The organism is Dyella sedimenti, from assembly GCF_022760995.1.
In the GTDB taxonomy this organism is placed as follows: domain Bacteria; phylum Pseudomonadota; class Gammaproteobacteria; order Xanthomonadales; family Rhodanobacteraceae; genus Dyella; species Dyella sedimenti.
In genome coordinates this window covers 434,826-451,130 of the sequence record NZ_JAKWJO010000002.1, presented here as the reverse complement: position 1 = coordinate 451,130, position 16,305 = coordinate 434,826, and the positions used below count along the sequence as shown (strand labels likewise).

Annotated in this window: 10 protein-coding genes; 4 read left to right on the top strand and 6 right to left on the bottom strand. The window is 67.6% G+C overall.

The features are described 5' to 3' along the window. Positions 1 to 2: 2 nt before the first annotated feature. Positions 3 to 1,523 carry an esterase-like activity of phytase family protein gene (locus tag MJ605_RS07255; protein WP_243040635.1) on the bottom strand — a complete coding sequence of 507 codons (1,521 nt, stop codon included), beginning with the start codon at positions 1,521 to 1,523 and terminating at the stop codon, positions 3 to 5. Positions 1,524 to 1,578: 55 nt separating this feature from the next. Beyond that, the gene (locus MJ605_RS07250) at positions 1,579 to 3,906 is read right to left on the bottom strand and encodes a TonB-dependent receptor (RefSeq protein ID WP_243040758.1); all 2,328 of its coding nucleotides are present in this window, start codon (positions 3,904 to 3,906) and stop codon (positions 1,579 to 1,581) included. A gap of 340 nt (positions 3,907 to 4,246) precedes the next feature. On the opposite strand from MJ605_RS07250, the gene MJ605_RS07245 reads away from it, so the two are divergent. From MJ605_RS07245 to MJ605_RS07230, 4 genes are all read left to right on the top strand, one after another. Further along, on the top strand, positions 4,247 to 6,274 hold the full coding sequence (locus MJ605_RS07245) for a S9 family peptidase (RefSeq protein WP_243040634.1): 2,028 nt from the start codon (positions 4,247 to 4,249) through the stop codon (positions 6,272 to 6,274). Positions 6,275 to 6,391: 117 nt separating this feature from the next. Next, positions 6,392 to 6,778 (top strand): GntR family transcriptional regulator, encoded by a 387-nt coding sequence (locus tag MJ605_RS07240; protein WP_243040633.1) that lies wholly within the window; start codon positions 6,392 to 6,394, stop codon positions 6,776 to 6,778. Between the two features lie 49 nt (positions 6,779 to 6,827). Beyond that, the gene (locus tag MJ605_RS07235) at positions 6,828 to 7,724 is read left to right on the top strand and encodes an ABC transporter ATP-binding protein (protein ID WP_243040631.1); all 897 of its coding nucleotides are present in this window, start codon (positions 6,828 to 6,830) and stop codon (positions 7,722 to 7,724) included. Continuing rightward, entirely contained in the window at positions 7,721 to 9,184 is a 1,464-nt protein-coding gene (locus MJ605_RS07230; protein ID WP_243040630.1) for a hypothetical protein, read from the top strand. The genes MJ605_RS07235 and MJ605_RS07230 overlap by 4 nt, the downstream gene beginning before the upstream one ends. An 8-nt stretch (positions 9,185 to 9,192) precedes the next feature. Here MJ605_RS07230 and MJ605_RS07225 read toward each other — a convergent pair whose 3' ends face one another. From MJ605_RS07225 to MJ605_RS07210, 4 genes are all read right to left on the bottom strand, one after another. Next, on the bottom strand, positions 9,193 to 10,284 hold the full coding sequence (locus tag MJ605_RS07225; protein WP_243040628.1) for a PA0069 family radical SAM protein: 1,092 nt from the start codon (positions 10,282 to 10,284) through the stop codon (positions 9,193 to 9,195). Between the two features lie 44 nt (positions 10,285 to 10,328). Beyond that, positions 10,329 to 12,536 carry a hypothetical protein gene (locus MJ605_RS07220; RefSeq protein ID WP_243040623.1) on the bottom strand — a complete coding sequence of 736 codons (2,208 nt, stop codon included), beginning with the start codon at positions 12,534 to 12,536 and terminating at the stop codon, positions 10,329 to 10,331. Between the two features lie 243 nt (positions 12,537 to 12,779). After that, positions 12,780 to 14,438: an MFS transporter gene (locus MJ605_RS07215; RefSeq protein ID WP_243040621.1), complete on the bottom strand. Its 1,659-nt coding sequence runs from the start codon at positions 14,436 to 14,438 to the stop codon at positions 12,780 to 12,782. Positions 14,439 to 14,620: 182 nt separating this feature from the next. Further along, positions 14,621 to 16,129, bottom strand: a complete 1,509-nt coding sequence (locus MJ605_RS07210) for an OprO/OprP family phosphate-selective porin (RefSeq protein WP_243040616.1) — start codon at positions 16,127 to 16,129, stop codon at positions 14,621 to 14,623. Between the last annotated feature and the right edge of the window lie 176 nt (positions 16,130 to 16,305).

Genomic DNA, 16,305 nt, shown 5'->3' with positions numbered 1-16,305 from the left:
GATCAGTGCGCCGGCGCGGACGGCCGCTGCATGGTGGGCAAGGTCAGTCGGTAGACCAGCAGCCGGTTGTCGTTGTCGAACGTGGCATCGCAGGCCTGGCCCTGCATCACGCAATGGCTGGCGATGAAGTCGTTGTCGTTGCCGACGAAGAGGAACCAATCCTCGGGATGGGCCGGGTCGAGCGTCGGCACCAGGTCCATCGCCTCCCACTTCTCCGACAGCGTGGTTGGCTCGCGGCGCATGGGATCGTCCAGGTTGAGCCCGAAGCGGCCGAGCTGCACCGGATTGAGCAGGTTCACCAGCTCCACCCAGGCCAGCGGCTGGATATCGTCGCGCAGCGCGGAAGCCACCGGCGCGGCGAGTACCGAGGCCGTGGTCGTTTCGTAGCGGCTGCCGGCGAGGTTGGTGGCGCCGTTGGTATCCACCAGCAGCACGCTCTTGGTGACGAACGGCCGGCCGTTGTCGCTGCCCAGGCCGTTGCCGTCGCGCGAGAGCATCAGGAACTGGTGGTCGTTCAGCGCGCGCACTTCGCTTTGCGCCGCGGTCTGGTCCAGCGCGCCGCCATCGCCCTTGGCGGTATAGGCGGGCAGCGTGATGACGTAGTGGCCGATGGGGTGGGCGGGCGTGGCCTGGTGGCTCACGTCGTAGACCAGCACGCGTGTGTTGACGCGGCCGCTGGCATTGCCCTTGGCCGAATCCTGGATCAGCGCGCTCTGCAGCGCCACGAACAGGCGCGTGCCATCGGGCGACAGCGACATGCCCTCCACGCCCTGGTTGTTGCGGCGGCCGGTCTCCGGCGGCGCCAGCGAGTTGAAGTCGATCTTGCCGCCGGTGCGCGGCACCACGGCCGGCGGTGGGGTGATGACGCCGCGCAGGCGGCCCTTCGCGTCGAAGTAGTAGACGTTGGCGGCGTACTCGTCGCCGACGTAGAAGCTGCCGTCGCGGGTGAACTGCAGCGACTCGGCGTCGATCGATACCTTGCCCGCACCAAGGTCATGACTGGGCGAGGGCAACAGGATGCCGTGTTCGGTCAGCGTGCCCTGCGCCGGGTCCACGCCGGTGAACGGCTTGCCACGGAAGTCCGTCAGCACCAGGCCGCCGTCCGGCACGATCTCCACCTGCTGCGCGGACGCACGGCCCGTACCCTGGTCGGGCGTGAAGCGCAGGCGGAAGCGATGCAGGCGCGCCGCGTAGTCGTAGAACAGGTGCGCGCCGGGGTCGTTGAGGCCACGATCAGGCAAGGTCCACAGCACGGCTTCGTAATGGTCGCCCACGCGCCGCCAACTGCCCGGCTGGATGCCCAGCGAGGAGAACGAGCCGAGCGTATCACCCATGAAATCCACGGTCTGCGCCGATAGCCGTCCGGTACCCACCAGGCCGTGGTCGATGAAGGCCTGCCCCTGGAACGTCACAGACTCGTCGCCCGCGGCCTGGCTTAGGTGCGGCTGGGTGTAGCCGGTCGCGGCACTGGCAGCCCCCGCCAGCAGCCACAGCGACAGCGCGAGGAATGGGTTCGGTCGCATGTCATCGAGCCTTCGAAAGAAGGTCCCCGGGCCATGGCCCGGGGACAAGGGTGGCTTAGAAACGCACGTCCAGCGTACCGAACACCTGGATCGGCGCGGAGGCGTGGAACACGTAGATCAAGCCCTTGGGATCGGTGGGCGCGAACACGCTGTTGTCGAAGTTGGCCGCGTAACGCTTGTTGGTCAGGTTGGTGATGTTGAAGGACAGGCGCACGTCCTTGGCCAGCGACACCTTGCCGAAGTCATAGCCAGCGCCCGCGTCGAATACGGTGAAGCCGCCGAAGCCCTGGTCATTGGTGTAGGTGTAGTAGCGCTTGCCGGTGTACTTGCCTTCCAGCGTGGCGAACCAGGGGCCGTAGGTGTAGGTGACCACGCTGGAGAACAGCTTGGTCGGCGTATCCACCTGGATCTTGCCCTGGGTCGGTTCCAGCACGCCGCCCTGCACGTAGTTGCTGGCGTAGGTGGAGCGGTTGAACGAGGCGGAGTTGTACCAGCTGAAGTGGCTGTCCGGCGTCCACAGGAAGGTCAGCTCCACGCCGTGGCTGTTCACGCCGCCCACGTTGTAGAAGCGGTTGCCGCAGTTGGGGCCCACCGGCTGGCGCGAATCGCAGGGGTTGTACTGCAGCAGGCGGTTGTCGAAGCGCACCTTGTACACCGCGGCCGAGGCCTGGAAGGTGTCCTGCACCACGCGATAGCCCGCTTCGGCGCTGCGCGACTTCTCGGGCTTGAGCGGCGTGGTCTGGGCATCCCAGGTGGCCTGGCTCACCGCCTGCGGACCGAGCTTGAAGCCGCCCTGGAACATGGCGATGTTCTGGGCGTAGCTGGCGAACACTTCCTGGCCGGCGCCGAGCTGGTAATGCGCGCCGACTTCCGGCAGGAACGCCTTGCTGGCCGACAGGCTGCCGGTGGCGAACTGGCTGCTGGAGCTGGGCGAGATCGGTGCCTTGGCGATGCCCGGCAGCGCGGTGGCGTCGGAGGTGACGTGTGGGCTCTTCACGCCGCCTTCGATGGTCAGCTTGTCATCGAGCAGCTTGACGGTGTCCTGCAGGTAGGCCTGCCTGGTTTCCCACACGGTGCGCTGGTCGAACACGCCGGCATCCGGCTGGCCACCGAGGAAACCGCTGAGGTTGATCGGCCCGGTGACGTTGGTGAAGTTGTAGCGCGAGGCGCTGCTGACGTTGTGCTCGTACCACACGCCGCCTTCGACGTGGTTGATGCCCACGTCCCAGCCGGCCGAGAGGATCGCGCCGGTGCGGTTGATAGTGTAAAGCGTCTCGCGGATGATCAGCGGCAACTGCTCGGGCGTGCCCTTGTTCGACCAGCTGCCGCTGTTCCAGTTGTTGCCCGCGCCGGCATCCTCATGGTGGTAGACCTGCGCGTGCAGGGTCACCGTGTCGCTGGGGAAGAAGTCGCCGGCGATGTAGTAGAGGTCGTCGTTGCGCATGATCTGGCCGCCGGTAAAGGCGCCGTCGGCATCCTGGTCCGGACCGCTTGAATCGCACAGCTTGGCGTTGTAGCTGCCGGTGTTGCAGTAGGCGCGGCTCAGCGCCTTGTTCCAGTTGGGTGCGTAGCCGCCCCAGTCCCAGCCCAGGCCGCGCCCCATCTCATCCTTGGAGAGGTAGAAGTCGTCCGCCTGCGAGGTGCGCGAGGTGTCGGCGAAGGCGGTGATGCGACCGCCGTCGAAATCGTACACAGCCTTGGCATTGAACTGCTTTTCGGTGGAGGTGTTGTAGGCCGACTGGTTGTTCCACAGGTCCGACGTGGTGTACGCGCCGGACAGGTACATCGAGAAGCCGTGGTAGTCGCCGGTATCGAAGCGCGCATAGCTGCGGCGCGTATCGTCGCTGCCGAAAGTCTGTGCCACGCGGGCGCCCATGGTCTTGCTCGGGTCGCTCGAACGGTAGGCCACGGTACCACCGAGGTTGCTGGTGGACGGCGTGCCCAGGTTGCCGATGCCCTCGGACAACTCGGCGCCGCCGAAATTTTCCGGGATCAGGGCACGGTTGATGGAGAGGCCGTTGTAGTTGTTGTACGAGCTGTCGCCCAGCGGCATGCCGTCCAGCGTGTAGCCCAGGCGGGTGGAGTTGAAGCCACGCAGGCTCATGGTGAGCGACTGCTCGTTGAGGCCCAGGGCATCGACCGATTGCGCGTTCACGCCAGGCAAGTAGTTCAACACTTTCTGCAGGCTGGTACCCGGCGGCAACGTCTGCTGGTTGCTCGGCCGCACTTCCTGCACCTGGCGGGATTCGCCGCTGCCGACGACCGAAATCTCGTTGAGCGTCTTGGCCTGATCCTGGGTGGCGCCACTGGCGGGCGTGGCGTCGTCGCCGTTGGCGGGAGCGGGCTGGTTGTCCGCCGCATGGGCAGCCGCGGACAGCGCCATGCCCAGGGCTATGGCAAGCAAGGATTTTTGCAACACGTGAACATTCCCCTGTCGATACGAAATCTTCCACGCCAGAGCAGACCTGGCGATGCCGGCGTGCGCGGCGATCGCTCGACTATTTCATCCAAGTGTGAAGGCTTCGTGACCGTTCGACGAATATGAAGCAAGTTTCATTTGGACGTCTAAATCTCCATATGCATGGCATGACTTGTGGCCTATATGGCGTTATGTGCATGACGAAACAGGCGATACGCCCACTTCCAGCCATGGAACCGGACCCGGTTGGCGAGCGACGGCCTAGCTGCTAGCGTGCGCGTTCCGTTACCGAGACATTGCAGCCATGCCCCGATCCGCCCCGCTGTCACTGCTGCTGGCCACCGCGCTGGCTCCCGTTGCCGTCGCGGCGCCCGCCAAGGTCGATCCCCGCATCGAGCAATTGCTCGGCGAACTGGGCAAGGTGCAATCGATCGAGTCGGTGCAGATCTCGCCGGACGGCACGCAGCTGGCCTGGGTGGTGCACACGCATGGCAAGGGCAGCATCGAGGTGGCGAAGGCCGACGGCAGCGGCGCCCACCGCATCGGCACGGCCGAGCCGGGCAGCTGCAGCGAGACCGACATCGCTTGGGCGCCGGATTCGCGCCGCCTGGCCTTCCTGTCCGACTGCGCCAGCGGCGGCGAGCACAAGGACCTGTTCGTCATCGACACCCAGGCCAAGGCCGCGCCCCGCCGCGTGGCAGCGCTGGCCGGCGTGGCGCAGGACCTGGGTTGGTCGCCGGACGGCAAATCGCTGGGCTTCCTCTATGTGCCCAACGGCACCCGCCGCGCCAGCGCGGTGTACGCGGCCAAGCCGGCGGCCGGCGAGATCGGCGTGGACGGGCTGGAAGTGCAGCGCGTGGCCACGGTCGATGCCGCCAGCGGCGAGTTGCGACTGCTCAGCGACGCGGGCACCTACGCCTACGAATTCGCCTGGGCGCCGGACGGACGACGCATCGCCTACGTGGGCGCGCCGCCGCCGGGCGACAACAACTGGTGGGTCGCCAAGCTCTACGTGCAGAACGCGCAGGCCGGCGCCAAGGCCATCCTGGTGCTCGACCCGGGCACCGTGAAAGGTTCACTGCATGGCCTGCAGATCGCGCTGCCACGCTGGGCGCCGGATGGCCAGCGCATCGGCTTCATCGGCGGCCTGATGAGCGACCAGGGTTCCACCGGCGGCGATATCTACACCGTGCCCGCCGCCGGCGGCGAGCCGACCGATCTCACGCCTGGCACCAAGGTGACGCCGGCGTGGTTCGCCTGGACCGGACCGCAACGGTTGCTGGTGGCGCAGATCCGCAACGGCCAGAGCGAACTGGCCGACTATGGCGTCGCCAGTGGCCAGGCCAGTCAGGAAGCGGTGCTGTTCACCCTCCCGGCCAGCATCGGCGACGGCAGCGCGGAAATGGCCATGTCGCTGTCGGCCGACCGACGCAGGGTCGCCTTCGTGCAGAGTTCCTACGCGGCCGCACCGGAAGTCCACGCGGGCGAGCTGGGCAGGACGCCGCCGCCCGCGGTCACCCGCATCAACGCCGCGCTCAAGCCCGGCTGGGGCAAGGCCGAGTCGGTGGAATGGGACAACGAGGGCCGCCACGTGCAGGGCTGGCTGCTCTATCCCACCGACTACGATCCCAAGAAGTCCTACCCGATGATCGTCACCGTGCACGGTGGCCCCTCGGCGGCGGTGATTCCGCGCTGGCCCGGCGTGGGCTTCGGCGGCGCGCCGTTCTCCGCGCTGGGCTACTTCGTGTTCATGCCCAACCCGCGCGGCAGCTTCGGCCAGGGCGAGGCCTACGTGCAGGCCAACCGCCAGGACTTCGGCCATGGCGACCTGCGCGACATCCTCGCCGGCATCGACACCATCGAGAAGAAACTACCGGTGGACGACCAGCGCCTTGGCCTTACCGGCTGGAGCTACGGCGGCTTCATGAGCATGTTCATCCCCACCCAGACGGAGCGCTTCCGCGCCGTGGTGGCGGGCGCGGGCATCGCCAACTGGCAGAGCTACTACGGCCAGAACCTGATCGACCAGTGGATGATCCCGTTCTTCGGCGCCTCGGTGTACGACGACCCGGCGGCGTACGCCAAGAGTTCCGCCATCAACTACATCAAGCAGGTGAAGGCGCCGACGCTGATCGTGGTGGGTGACCGCGACGCCGAGTGTCCCGCGCCGCAGTCGTTCGAGTACTGGCATGCGCTGCGCGCGCAGGGCGTGCCCACCTCGCTGGTGGTGTATCCCAACGAGGGCCATCACTTCGTCGATCCCGACCACCAGCGCGACGTGCTGCAGCGCGCGCTGCTGTGGTTCGGCAAGTATCTGCCCGCCGCACCCTGAGCCTCACGCCAGCCTGACCGCCCCAAGGCCGCCGGTGTCCGCACCGGCGGCCTTTTTCGTGGGACATGACGGACGGGCTATTGACCACGCGCCAACTGTATTGTTGTATTAATACACATGGATGCCTCGATCTTCGCCATACAACCCACCTCGGCCGAGCCGATCTACCGGCAGATCGTGGAGCAGCTGCGCCGGCTGATCGCCGGTGGCCAGCTCTCGCCCGGCGAGCTGCTGCCCTCGGTGCGCGAGGTGGCCGGCTTCCACGCGGTGAATCCGATGACCGTGTCGCGCGCCTATGGCATCGCCGAGTCGGAAGGCCTGCTGGAACGCCTGCGCGGCAAGGGCATGGCGATCGCCGCCGGCGCGGGCCGCGCCTCCACGCCCGCACAGCGGCTGGCCCTGCTCGAACCGCAGCTGGCCGACGTGGCGCGCCAGGCGCGCGAGCTGGAATTGCCGGCCGAATCCGTGCTGCGCCGGCTCGGCAAGCTGATGGGGGAACGATGAGCCTTCCCCTCCCCAACCCGTTTTCGTCGTCCGATGGAAGGAGTAGTCGATGAACGCCGTGCTTCAAGCCTCCGCTGAATCCATGGAGGCGCCGCTGCAGGTTCGCGGGCTTGCCCACCAGTACGGGGGCCAGCCGGTGCTGGCCGGCGTGGATCTCACCCTGCAGCCAGGCAGCGTGCTGGGTCTGATCGGGCGCAACGGCGCCGGCAAGTCCACGCTGATCCGCGCCATGCTGGGCCTGCTGCAGCCGCAGGCGGGCGAATGCCGCGTGTTCGGCGAGGCGGCCTTGCAGCTGTCTGATCGCGCCAAGGTGCGGCTGGCCTATGTGCCGCAGCAGCCTGAGGCGCTGGCCTGGCTGACCTCGCAGCAGATGCTCGACTACGTGGGCCGCTTCTATCCGCAATGGGACGCGGCCTTCGCGCGGACCATGCTGCGCGATTGGGATATCTTGCCCAACAAGCTGCTGGGCAAGCTCTCGCCTGGCGAGCGCCAGCGCGTGGACTTGATCCGCGCCCTCGCCTCGCAGCCGGAACTGCTGGTGCTGGACGAACCCGCCGCCGCGCTCGACCCGGTGGCGCGGCGCGACCTGCTTCGCGAGATCGCGCTGCGCGCGGGCGAGGCCGGCACCACGGTGCTGTTCTCCACCCATATCGTGTCCGACCTGGAGCGCGTCGCCTCGGAGATCGCCTTCCTGCACGAAGGCAAGCTGCTGCTCCACTGCGGCGTGGACGAAAGCAAGGAACGCTTCGCCCGCCTGTGGCTGCCCGCCGCGATGTCGGCGGCCGCGCCCGGCCGCACGCTAGGCCGGCGGCGCCACGCCGACGGCAGCCTCAGCCTGGTGATCGAGCGCGATGCGAGCGGCCAGTGGCCGGAAGCGGTCAACCTGCCCGGCGCGCGCCTCGATGCGCTGGGACTGGAAGACCTGTTCGTGGAGATCGCCGGATGAACGTCCGCGCCTTGCTGATCGCGCCGTGGCGGTGCTCGCATACCCCCATACGATGGATCACGCTGGTCGTCCTGCTGCTATGCACGGCTGGCGGTATCGCCATCGCCATCTTCAGCGCGAAGACCGGCTGGATGTGGCCTCCCATCGTGCTATACAGCGGCGGCCTGGCCTATGTCTGGGCGTTTTACCTGTGCAGCCTGATCCTGCTGGCCATCGACGCGCGGCAGTTGCGGCTGCCGGGCATGCAGCGTGCGGTGATCGGCGCCCTGCTCTTCTATGCCTTGCTTAGCGTGGTGCCGGCGACGTTGCTGTGCGGCCTGTTCGACGGCGACATGCTGGCGGTCGCCCTGCTGCTCAGCCTGGTGGTGCTGGGTGCCCTCAGCTTTGCGCTGCTGCCCCGCTATTACGCAATACTGTGTGGCCTGCTGCCGGCCCTGTACAACGCTCTCAAGCTTCATATTCCCGGCCCCGGCGATGCCGCTTTCCTGTCCTGGGCGCCGGCAGCGGTCCTGGTCCTGGCAATACTCTGCGTATGGCGCTGGCATCGCCTGGTGCGCGACGACGCGAGCGGCACCAACAGCTTCCGCGATGCAATGGTGCTGCAATATCGCCGGAGCAATCAGTGGGGCGCCATCAACATGGACAGCACCCAGCAAGTGCGCCAACGGCCCGATTGGCTGCAGCCGCAGGTGGATCTGCGCCTCGCCGGACCACAGCGGCCCGATACCGCTCTGCGCGTGGCGCTGGGCGGCTGGTACCTGCCCAAGACGCCGATGGGACATTTGCGTAGCGCGGCGCCGGTGCTGTTGATCGCACTGGTGCCGGTGTGCGCCGTGGCGTTGGGCATCTCCGGTTCATCCAAGAGGTTCGACGAACTTGCCTGGCTCCTGGCCGCCTCCGTGGTGGGATGGGTCTGCCTGTTCGGCGGCATGGGCGCGATGATTTCCACGGTGATGCTGTTCACCCAGCGCTGGCGCAAGCCCAATGCCGAGCTGTCCTTGCTGGCTCTGTTGCCCGGCTTGGGAGACAACGCCCGGCTCAAGCGCGAACTGTTGTGGACCGGTCTGCGGCGCCCCTTGCTGGCGCAGGCCGTGCTGGCGATCGTGCTGCTGGCCATGGCAATCCACACCCATGCCAGCGCCGCCTCGCTGCTGCTGGTCGCCGTGACCCTGCTCGGGGGAACCCTCTGCCTGGTGGCTTGCCTGCTCTGCACCATCGGCGGGCGTCCCTTGCCCGGCTGGGCGCTCACCGGGCTGGGAACCGCGCTAGGACTGCTGATTGGCGCCATCTCCTTCCTGCCCAGCAGCATGGTGGGCCACAAACCCTTGGTACTTCCCACGGCTTACGTGGTCACCATGCTCGTGCTCTGGGTGGCGATGGATGTGTTGCTACTATGGCTGGCGAGGCGCGGCTGGCGCGCTTGGCGGCAGCGGCCCCACCCTTTCCTGTCCAACGCCTAGGGGCCCGTTCAGAACAACTGCCCCTGCGGCGAGGACTCGCGCGGGGGCATGAACCTGCCGGTATCCAGCCATAGCTCGCGGGCGCGACCGAAGCCGTGCTTGCGGCAGGCGACGTCGAAGCGGCGGCGGATCAGCTCGGCGAACACGCCCTGCCCGCGCATGCGGGTGGCGAAATCGCTGTCGTAGTCGCGCCCGCCGTTCATCTGCCGCACCAGGCTCATCACATGGGCCGCGCGTTGCGGCGCGTGCAGCGCCAGCCATTCGCGGAACAACGCCTTCAACTCGTAGGGCAGGCGCAGCGTGGTGTAGCCGGCGCAGCTGGCGCCTGCTGCCGCCGCCTGGTCCAGCACCGCCTCCATGTCGCGGTCGTTGAGCGCGGGAATGATCGGCGCCACCAGCACGCCCACCGGCACGCCGGCCTCGGCCAGCGCACGGATAGCCTTGATGCGGCGGTGCGGCGCGCTGGCGCGCGGCTCCAGCTTGGCGGCCAGGTGGTTGTCCAGCGAGTTGATCGAGACGAACACCTGCACCAGCCGCTCGCGCGCCATCGCGGCCAGGATGTCCAGGTCGCGCTCGACCAGCGCGTTCTTGGTGACGATGGTGCAGGGATGGCGGCACTCGGCCAGCACCTCCAGCGCGGCACGGGTGATCTTCCAGCGGCGTTCGATCGGCTGGTAGGGATCGGTATTGCTGCCGATATTGATCGGGCTCACCGTGTAGCCGGGCCGCGACAGCTCGTGGCGCAGCACCTCGGCCAGGTTGCTCTTGGCGCGCAACCGGGTCTCGAAGTCCAGCCCCGGCGACAGGTTGAGATAGCTGTGCGAGGGCCGCGCGAAGCAGTAGATGCAGCCATGTTCGCAGCCGCGATAGGGATTCAGCGCCTGGCTGAAATGGATGTCCGGCGAATCGTTGCGGGTGATGACGCTGCGTGCGCGCTCCTCGGTGACCTCGGTGCGCGGGCGCGGCGCCGTCTCGTCCAGCAGCAGGCTCTGCCAGCCGTCGTCCTCCGCATGGTGGCGGATCGACTCGAAGCGCCCTTCCGGGTTGGAGGCGGCGCCGCGCCCCTTGAGCGCCTGCAATGGTAGAAAGGTATCGGCCATCGGCGCAGTGTGCGCCGGCGAGGTCTCAGCCGGCGCGACACCTGCTACTGGGAGTCCGGCGCCAACTGCGCGCGCAGCGCCTCGCGCATGACGGCGAGCGGGTACTGGTCCAGCTGGCGCTCCAGTTCCTTGAACACCGGCGCGGAGATGGTCCAGCCCAGCGGGATCGGATAATTGCCGGGACACAGGCGGAAATGCCACAGCACGTCGCCTTGCGCAGGCTGGGCGTCGTCCGTTTTCAATGCGTGCAGCAACTGCATGCGGGCATACTCGCCACGCGCTGCCTGGGTATGCAGCAAGGCGTCGAACGGCGCGATGGCCTCGCCGCGCACACTGTCGCGCACTGGGCCGGCTACCGGGGGACAGGCCGCGCTGTAGAGCGGCAAGGGATGGCCGGCATCGTGCCGGTCGATGAAATCGCTCATCTGCGGATCGTTGCTGATGTGGATGACGATGAAGCGCAGCGCGAGCCCGCGCTGCGTCGCGCGGTTGCGCAGCAATCGCATCACTTCCAGCAGGGTGGTGGTGCCGGAATTCTCGAAGTAGCCGCCATCGACCAGCTGCAGCCGGGCCGGCACCGGCGGATTGGCGGTATGCGCCTCCAGCGTGCCGGCCGGGCTGAGGTAGGTGAAACGCGCGCTGTTGAGCACTACCTCGCTCAGCGGCACGCGCGGATCGAGCCAGCTCGACCCATCCAGGCCCGCCGTCCATGGCTGGCGCTCGGGCGTAGCGATGGGCGCGAACGGGTGCTCGATGAAGCGCTTGCCCTCGGCCACCGTGGTGCTGTTGAGGAACAGCGCCGGCGTATCGGCATCGCCCGACGCGTACAACTGCGCAAACGGCTGCGCGAAGGCCGGGATGCCCTGGCGGCGCGCCGCCGCTTCCCAAGCGCGGGTCAGCGCGCGGGCACGGTCGTCGAACCATGCGCCGGGCAGCCAGCGCTGGGTGAAGTCCACGAAGAAGGCGTTGGCCAGGGTGGGCGCGAGGAAATCATGGCCCAGCAGGTCCTGGGCGCGTCGTTCCAGCGACACCGCGTCGGGCGAGGCGGAGGCCTTCAGTAGGCCCACGTAGGTAGCCAGGCCCAGGCTGCCGCCGGAGACACCGCTGGCGGCGAACAGGTAGCGCGCGAACAGCGGCTCGCCGGCCTCGGGCCGTACCGCATCCAACTCGGCGGTCAGGCGGCCGAGCACCAAGGCGGTCCACGCGGCGCCACGGATGCCGCCGCCCTCGGTGGACACCACGATCACCGGGCACGGGCGGCGACCCGCGCAGCGGTCGTCCAGCCAGGCGTCCATGTAGGCATCGAAGCGGGGGCGCGTATCCGGTGGCTGCATGGCCGGGTAGACGTGCGTGCTCATCGCCGGGTACTGCCGCACCCGATGGTTGTCGTTGAGGTGCAGCCAGTGCAGCGAGGCGCTGACCAGCAGCAGCGCGCTGAGCAAGGGCACGCCACGGCGGTCGCCGATCATGCACAGCAGGCCGCCGCTGTAGCAGAGGAAGGCCTCGGCGATCAGCAGGATGGACAGCGGCCCGATGCCGTCCAGCGCCTCCGGCCGCAGCGCGATCAGGCCGGTGGCGAGGACATTGAGGACCACCGCCACGAGGTAGAAGGCCACGGGCAGTGCGCCCAACTCGCGCACGCGCCAGACGCGCCGCTCGCCGGAGGGTCGGTCCGCCGGCACGGCCAGCCGGGGCATGCGCCGCGACATCGCATGCCACAGGCGCCGCCGCGTGGTGAAGAACACGATCAGCGCCGCCGACTCCATCAGCAGGCCCATCGCCCGCCAGCCGCGCTGCGCGCAATGGCTGGCCAGGCCGCATGGCCCATGCGGCAGCCGGGCCAGCGCCAGCGCATAGCCCAGGCAGACCAGCAACGGCACGGCCGCGCCCAGCGCGCGCGGCAGCCAGTCGCGCAGGGCCGCGGCGCGTTCGTCCTGCAGGGTGGGCCAGCGCGGATAGCGCAGGCGGTAGGCGTTGCGCGCCGCCGACCAGATCGCCAGCCCCGCCAGTGCGCTCGATCCGAGCAGGGCGAGATAGCGCGCCTCGCTGGGATCGGTCCATAGCGCGATCAGGAACAGCTCGGCGACCTGATCCACGCTGAACGAAGCGACGATCGCGATCGCCAGCACCAGCAGGGTGACGCGCACGGGCTTCAGGTGGTCCAGCAGCAGGGCCGTCCAGCCCAGCATGCGGCGCCAGCGGCGGCGTAGCGTCGATCTGCGCCCTTCCCGTTCGCGTGCTCCGTCGGACATGCCGTTCCCGTTGCTCGTCGCCGGCGTGGCGCGGCTATCTTAAAGCCTGTTCAAAACCTCCGTGAAATCGCAAACCTTTTCGCAGCTCCCCTTGCGAGTAGGGGAAGGAGCCGAAGCAATGCGCCGCATTGCCCCTTCCCCGGCTCGCAGGGGAAGATTGCGGAGGGGTTCCACGCACCACACGACGCACAGAAAAGAGCGCGACGGTTGCCCGTCGCGCCCCTTTGGTTCCACGCGATCCGCTCAATAGCGGATATCGACGTCCTTGGTCTCGCGCAGGAACAACAGGCCGATGAAGAAGGTGATGATGGCCACGATGATCGGATACCACAGGCCGTAGTAGATATCGCCCTTCCAGGCCACCAGCATGAAGCCGATGGTCGGCACGAAACCGCCGAACCAGCCGTTGCCGATGTGGTATGGCAGGCTCATCGAGGTGTAGCGGATGCGCGTGGGGAACATCTCCACCAGCCACGCGGCGATCGGGCCATAGACCATGGTGACGTAGATCACCAGGATCGCCAGCAGGATCACCAGCATCACGTAGTTGCTCTGCGCCGGGTCGGCCTTGGCCGGGTAGCCGGCCGTCTTAAGGGCGGCGCTCAGTTGGGCGTCGAAGGCCTTGCCCTGGTCCGCGAACGCCTTGCCGTCGAGCGAGCCACCCTCGAACGAGGCGATGACGTGGTCACCGACCTTCACCTCGGCGATGGCGCCGCGCTCGGCGGTCGTGTTCGAGTAGGGAATGCCCTTCTTGGCCAGCGCGCTCTTGGCCACGTCGCAGGAGCTGGTGAACTTGCTCTTGCCCACCGGATCGAACTGGAAGCTGCAAGCCTGCGGGTCGGCCACCACCTTCACCGGCGCCATGGCGGCCGCCTGCTCGATGGCCGGGTTGCCGTAGTGGGTCAGGCCCTTGAAGATCGGGAAGTAGGTGAGCGCGGCCAGCAGGCAGCCCGCCAGCACGATGGGCTTGCGGCCCACGCGGTCCGACAGCCAGCCGAACAGCACGAAGAACGGCGTGCCGATGGCCAGCGCCGCGGCAATCAGCAGGTTGGCGGTGGTGCCGTCGATCTTCAGGCTCTGGGTGAGGAAGTACAGCGAATAGAACTGGCCGGTGTACCACACCACCGCCTGGCCGGCGGTGGCGCCGAGCAGGGCGAGGATCACCAGCTTGAGGTTCTTCCACTGGCCGAAGGCTTCGGTCAACGGCGCCTTGGAGTGCTTGCCCTCGGCCTTCATCTGCTTGAACACCGGCGACTCGGCCAGCTGCATGCGGATGTAGACCGATACGATCAGCAGGATCGAGGAGACCAGGAACGGCACGCGCCAGCCCCAGGCCTCGAAGGGATCGGTGCCCAGCCCCAGGCGCGTGCCAAGGATCACTAGCAGCGAGAGGAACAGGCCGAAGGTGGCGGTGATCTGGATGAAGCTGGTGTACAGCCCGCGCTTGCCCTGTGGCGCGTGCTCGGCCACGTAGGTGGCGGCACCGCCGTATTCGCCGCCCAGCGCCAGCCCCTGCAGCAGGCGCAAGGCGATCAGGATGATGGGCGCGACCATGCCGATGGTGGCGTAGCCGGGCAGCACGCCGACCAGGAAGGTCGAGGAACCCATGATGACGATGGTGATGAGGAAGGTGTACTTGCGGCCGATCAGATCGCCCAGCCGGCCGAACACGATGGCGCCGAACGGGCGCACCGCGAAGCCGGCCGCGAACGCCAGCAGTGCGAAGATGAACTGGCTGGTCTCGTTGAGGCCGCTGAAGAAATGCTTGCCGATCAGCGCGGCGAGCGAGCCGTAGAGGTAGAAGTCATACCACTCGAACACCGTGCCCAGGCTGGAAGCCAGGATGACGCGGCGATGGCTGGTGTCGAGCGATCCGCGCATGTCGGCTGCGGTCGTGGCCATGATGTTGTCCTCGATGTGAGCTGTGCCCGGTAGGGAAGATGGATCAGGTTTTCAGGGTGCAAGCCGCCGCGGCAGCCGCTGGCCACCTCGTGTCTCCCTCTCCGTTGCCGGGTGCGGGCGTCTTGCCTGGCCCGTGACCGGCGGATCAGGCGGCGGCACGTCCCATGCCGCCACCGCTTTCGTCAAAAGTGGTACAGGCCGCTCAGGCTGACCTGGTTGCCGTTGGTGTTCAGCTGCGGGCCGGCCGAGCCCACCTGGTAGCGCAGCTTGTCGTACATCCACTCCACGCCCAGCGCGTAGTTGCCCGAGGCGTATTGCAGGCTGAGCGCGGCCTGGTTGCTGCGCAGCATGGCGGTGCCGGCGGTGGCGCTGGTGGTGGTCCAGCGGATCACGTCGTCCCCGTTGGGCCGCACCAGCGAGTAGAAGGCGTTCACGCTCCACTTCGGCGTGAAGTTGTAGCTCGCCTGCACGTAGCCGCCCGACTCGTCGATGTTGCCGAACTGCGACATCGAGCCGAACAGCTCGCCCAGCGCCTTGCCGGTATAGACCAGGCCCTTGAAGGTCCACGGGCCGGGCTTCCACTGGCCGCCCAGCTCGTAGCCGATGCTCTTGATGGTGTCCTCCAGCGGGTTGGGATTGATGTTGCCCACGCCCTTGAGGTTGATGCTGGAATAGTGCGCCACGAAGTAGGCCAGCCAGTCCTTGCCCTGCGCATGCAGCCGCGCCTCCACCTGCGGCCGGAAATTGGCGTTGCCGGCGGTCAGGTAATTGGTGGTCGACGTGCCGGCCGCGTTCTGCGGGCCATTCCAGTTGCCTTGGAACACACCCAGGTCCAGGCGCCATTGGACGCCGTCGGTGCCGTGGTTGAGGTCCTGCATCCAGACCAGGCCGGGATAGCGCCAGCCCACGAAGCCGGTGCCGTAGCCCAGCGGGAACGCGATGTGGCTCAGCGAGGTGGCCACGTTCTCCAGCGGGAACATCAGGTCCCACTGCTGGCCGATGCGGATGGTGCTGCCGATGCCCGGGTTGGTGATGTCCATGTAGGCCTGGCGCAGGCGCGGGATCGGCTGCTGCTGCGCATAGGCGCCGGTGCCGTTGTTGCCGCCGAAGAAGTCCATCTCGATGCGGCCGCCACCACCCCACTCCTCGTTGAACTTGGCGCCGGAGAAGTCCAGCCAGAAGCGCGTGTTGCGCACGTCGAAGCCGCTGAGCGAGCCGTTGTAGCCCTGCGCGCGGTTGGCCGCGGTAGGCGGCGCGGGCACCTCGGCGTTCTGGCCGTTGCCGTAGTTGGCGAAGGTCCGGTTCTGCCCGAAGGCGCTGGCGCTGACGAAGCCATGCAGGGCCACCGTGAGGCCCGAGGCAGTGGTGAACTGCGGCTTGGGCGCCGCCTCCACCTTGGTCTGCGCGGCCTGCGCGGTGGTGGTGGCCTGCTCGGCGGCGACCTGCGCCGTTTGCGCGGCCTGCGTGGCCTGGGTGGTGGCCGCCTTCTGTTCCTGGATCATGGCCTTCAGCTCGGCCAGTTCCTGTTCCAGCTGGTTGACGCGCTGTTCGAGCTGCTGTTCCCGTGCGGTGGTCTTCTTGGTGCTCGTGGTCGATGACGTACTCTGCGCATGGACCGCCAGCGGCAGGCCCAGCGCACAGGCGATGCTGAGCGCCAGCAGCCGGCTGCGGCGGATGGTAGGTGATGTCATGGCGTGCCTCCCCAGGTCGATGACCGGCCCGAGCATGTCCATGCTGCAACGCGAGCGCCTATTCCCCATTGGTCGAACCTCGACCAAAGTCGATAAGGGGCCGAAACGTATCGATCACCGCCCAACCGCTACACTCGGTCGCTACCGCCGGCGAACACCGCTGCCGCGGCATCCAA